This is a genomic window from Flavobacterium sp. (genome assembly GCF_044338735.1).
Lineage (GTDB): Bacteria > Bacteroidota > Bacteroidia > Flavobacteriales > Flavobacteriaceae > Flavobacterium.
In genome coordinates this window covers 1-3,648 of the sequence record NZ_JBIIWV010000193.1, presented here as the reverse complement: position 1 = coordinate 3,648, position 3,648 = coordinate 1, and the positions used below count along the sequence as shown (strand labels likewise).

The following is a 3,648-nucleotide window of genomic DNA, read 5'->3' as shown; positions in this document are numbered from 1 at the left end:
TATAATTTTAAATTTTAACTATGAAAATATTTCAAAAAATAGCACATATTTTATTAGTAACATTTTTACTATTTGAAACAAGCAGTTGTACAGAACCCTATGCATTACAATCTAACAATTATCAAAATTATTTAGTTGTAGAAGCTACAATCACCAATGGAATAAAGCATCAAGAAGTTAAATTAACGAGAACGTATCGATTAGAAGAAAATGAACCTACTATTGAAGAAAACGCTGTAATAAAAATAATTGGAAGCAATGGATCGATTTTTCTATTTACGCAACAAGGTGAAAGTTATTTTTCTAATAATGAATTTGAGCCACTGCCTAACGTTGACTATAGATTAGAAATTGAAACTTCTAATGGGAAAAATTATATTTCTACTGTTCAAACTTTACCTACCATTTCAAACTTAGAATCAATTGTAGCGGTTCAAAAAACCAACGAATCAGGAATAAATGGAGTAGAAATTCAAGCTAATAGCTTTGATCCTTCAAACTCTTCAAAATTTTACAGATATACTTTTAAGGAAACTTATAAAGTAATTGTTCCTTATTGGTCAGCAAATAAATTGCTGGTATTAGACGACAATACTACTGCTTTTCAACTTAGAGATGGCCAAACAAGAACATGCTTTTCAAATGACACATCAAAAAAGATAATATTAGAGAATACATCAGCCAATCTTGAAGATCGAATTTCAAATTTTCCAATTCAGTTTATTGCTAAATCCGATTATAAAATAGCAAATAGATATAGTATAATAGTGTCTCAATATATTCACAATGCCACATCCTATGATTTTTATAAAAACCTAAAAAACTTTTCAGAAGACGGTAGTAACTTATCTCAAGTACAACCTGGTTTAATTGCAAGTAATATAACTTGTACAAATCAATCAGACGAAATAGTTGTTGGATTATTTGACGTTGCTTCTGTTTCAAGTAGAAGAATATTCTTTAACTATGAAGATGTTTTTCCAAATTCTTTACCTCCAAATTATTTATATGAATGCGATACACGATCATTTAACCCAAGAGATTTTAATCCTTTAAACACAAATGATGGTTTCTTTGCTTTAAAATCATATGTAAGATCAAATCAATTAATATTTTATAGAGAAAATGGTGTCATGTATGAAATGGTGAAACCAATTTGCGGAGATTGCACGACTTTTTCTTCTAACATAATACCTTCCTTTTGGCAATGAAAAAACAAATGATATTATTATTCACTTCGATTATGCTTGTTTTTAATAGCTATGGGCAAATCGAAGATTTTGAAAGTGAAACAATTTTTCTCCATACAAATGAAACAACTTTTGTAACGGGAGAAACACTACTTTATAAAATCTATTGCATGAATGCAAATTCTAAAGAATTAAGCAAAATTAGCAAAATTGCATATATTGAACTTATAGATTTAGATGGTAGATTAATCAATCGCAGTAAAATTGCTTTAAAAAATGGAATAGGATCTAATGAAATTTTTATAAATACTTCATGTCTTTCTGGGAACTATAAATTAATAGCATATACCAGTTGGATGCTAAACAATCAAAAATCTAAATATTTTGAAACCGAAATTTCAATTATAAATCCCTTTATATCTATTAAAAACATAGTCAAAACGACTGAGGTAACTTCCGAATCAAAACAATATGTAACTAATAATACCAAAAAAGAAGATATTGAACTTAAAACTTCAAAAAAAATATATTCAAAAAGAGAAAAAATTACATTAGATGTTATTCAAAAATCGGAAAGATTTATTGATGGTAATTTCTCAATTTCTGTGAGAAAAGTTGATCATTTAAAATTCAACCAAAAAATAACAAGCCAACAGCACATAGATAATATTACAGATAAATTTATAAACACAAATAATGTCAATTTTCTTCCTGAACTAAGGGGTGAATTGCTTTCGGGCAAAATAACCTCTAAAAACGAATCTAAAACTAATAGTGATAAGCATATTAGTTTATCTATTTTAGGCGAACCATTTGATCAAAAAATTGTAAAAACAAACGCAAATGGAGAATTTCATTTTATTTTAGAGGAAGACATAAAAAAATCAGATATTATTCTACAAATAATAGAAAACAACGTAAATGATTTTAATATTTCAATAAATAAACCTTCATCTGCAGATTACAAAAATACTGCTTCAAAAAACAATTTTACCATTTCAAATGAAAATATTGATGAAATTGAAAAACGATTGGTAGCATGCCAAATAGTCAATTCTTATCGTTTAAAAGACAGCCTGTTAAAAGGTTTAATGCCATTTGATCCGTTCTATAAAAATAATGCTAAAGAATATATTTTAGACGATTTTAAAAGATTCCCAACATTTAAAGAAACTATTACTGAAATTGTACCAGCAGTGTATTTTAAACAAAATGGAGAAGACTATTCCTTGCACATTAGAGATTATATAACTGGAGGTCAGTCATTTGGCGCTGCTTTAGTGCTTATTGATGGTTTATTTCTGCAAGACGTAAATGAACTTTTTAATTACAATACTAATAATATTTATAAAATTTGTGTAATCAACAGTGCATTTAGTTATGGTTCAAAAATTTTTAGCGGCGTAATATCTATTGTTACATTTAACAAAGCATACAATGGTAAATCAAGTAATGTTTTACCTCTGCAAATTGAACGTTGTGAGTTTGATAAACCATTTCAAAACATTAATTATGACTCAGAATTTGATTATTCTCGAATACCAGATTATAGATATCAACTCGCTTGGGACACTAATTTTTTAATAAATAAAGATTCAAATGTCTATCATTTTTTTGTTTCAGACCTTGATGGTTTTTATGAAATTAGTTTAGAAGGTTTTTCAAAAAGTGGCGAACCATTATCAATAAATGAATACTTTGAAGTTAAATAAACTATTTTTTTTAACTTTTTGTAACTTTTTTTTCATACTCTACGTATAACTATCAGAACTTTTAATAAGTAAGGAAATTAAATGAGACAACTTAAAATTACCAAGCAGGTAACTAATCGTGAAACTGCTTCTTTAGACAAATATTTACAAGAAATTGGAAAAGTTGACCTTATTACTGCTGATGAAGAAGTAGAATTAGCTCAAAAAATTAAAGCGGGAGACCAAAAAGCTTTAGAAAAATTAACAAAAGCGAATTTACGTTTTGTGGTATCAGTTGCAAAACAATATCAAAATCAAGGACTTACACTTCCAGATTTAATTAATGAAGGAAATTTAGGATTGATAAAAGCTGCGCAACGTTTTGACGAAACACGTGGTTTCAAATTCATTTCCTATGCCGTTTGGTGGATTCGTCAATCGATTTTACAAGCGTTGGCTGAACAATCTCGAATTGTGCGTTTACCGTTAAATAAAATTGGATCTATCAACAAAATCAACAAAATGTATGCCTTGCTTGAACAATCGCAAGAGCGTGCACCATCTGCTGAAGAGATTGCCAAAGAATTAGACATGACCGTAAATGATGTAAAAGAGTCTATGAAAAACTCAGGTCGTCATTTATCAATGGATGCGCCTTTAGTAGAAGGAGAAGATTCTAACTTATACGATGTGTTGCGTTCTGGTGAATCACCAAATCCAGATAGAGAATTAATTCACGAATCACTTCAAACTGAAATTGAACGTGC

3 protein-coding genes are annotated in these 3,648 nt (G+C 28.5%); all 3 read left to right on the top strand.

Annotated elements, in window-relative coordinates:
• The first annotated feature begins 20 nt into the window (after window positions 1–20).
• The gene (locus tag ACIQZC_RS09875; protein ID WP_396139057.1) at window positions 21–1,211 is read left to right on the top strand and encodes a DUF4249 domain-containing protein; all 1,191 of its coding nucleotides are present in this window, start codon (window positions 21–23) and stop codon (window positions 1,209–1,211) included.
• An 8-nt stretch (window positions 1,212–1,219) separates the two neighbouring features.
• Complete coding sequence (locus ACIQZC_RS09870; protein ID WP_396139056.1) at window positions 1,220–2,902, top strand: hypothetical protein; 1,683 nt, start codon at window positions 1,220–1,222, stop codon at window positions 2,900–2,902.
• Between the two features lie 81 nt (window positions 2,903–2,983).
• The coding region (locus ACIQZC_RS09865; protein ID WP_396139055.1) for an RNA polymerase sigma factor RpoD/SigA at window positions 2,984–3,648 on the top strand (665 nt) is incomplete at its 3' end.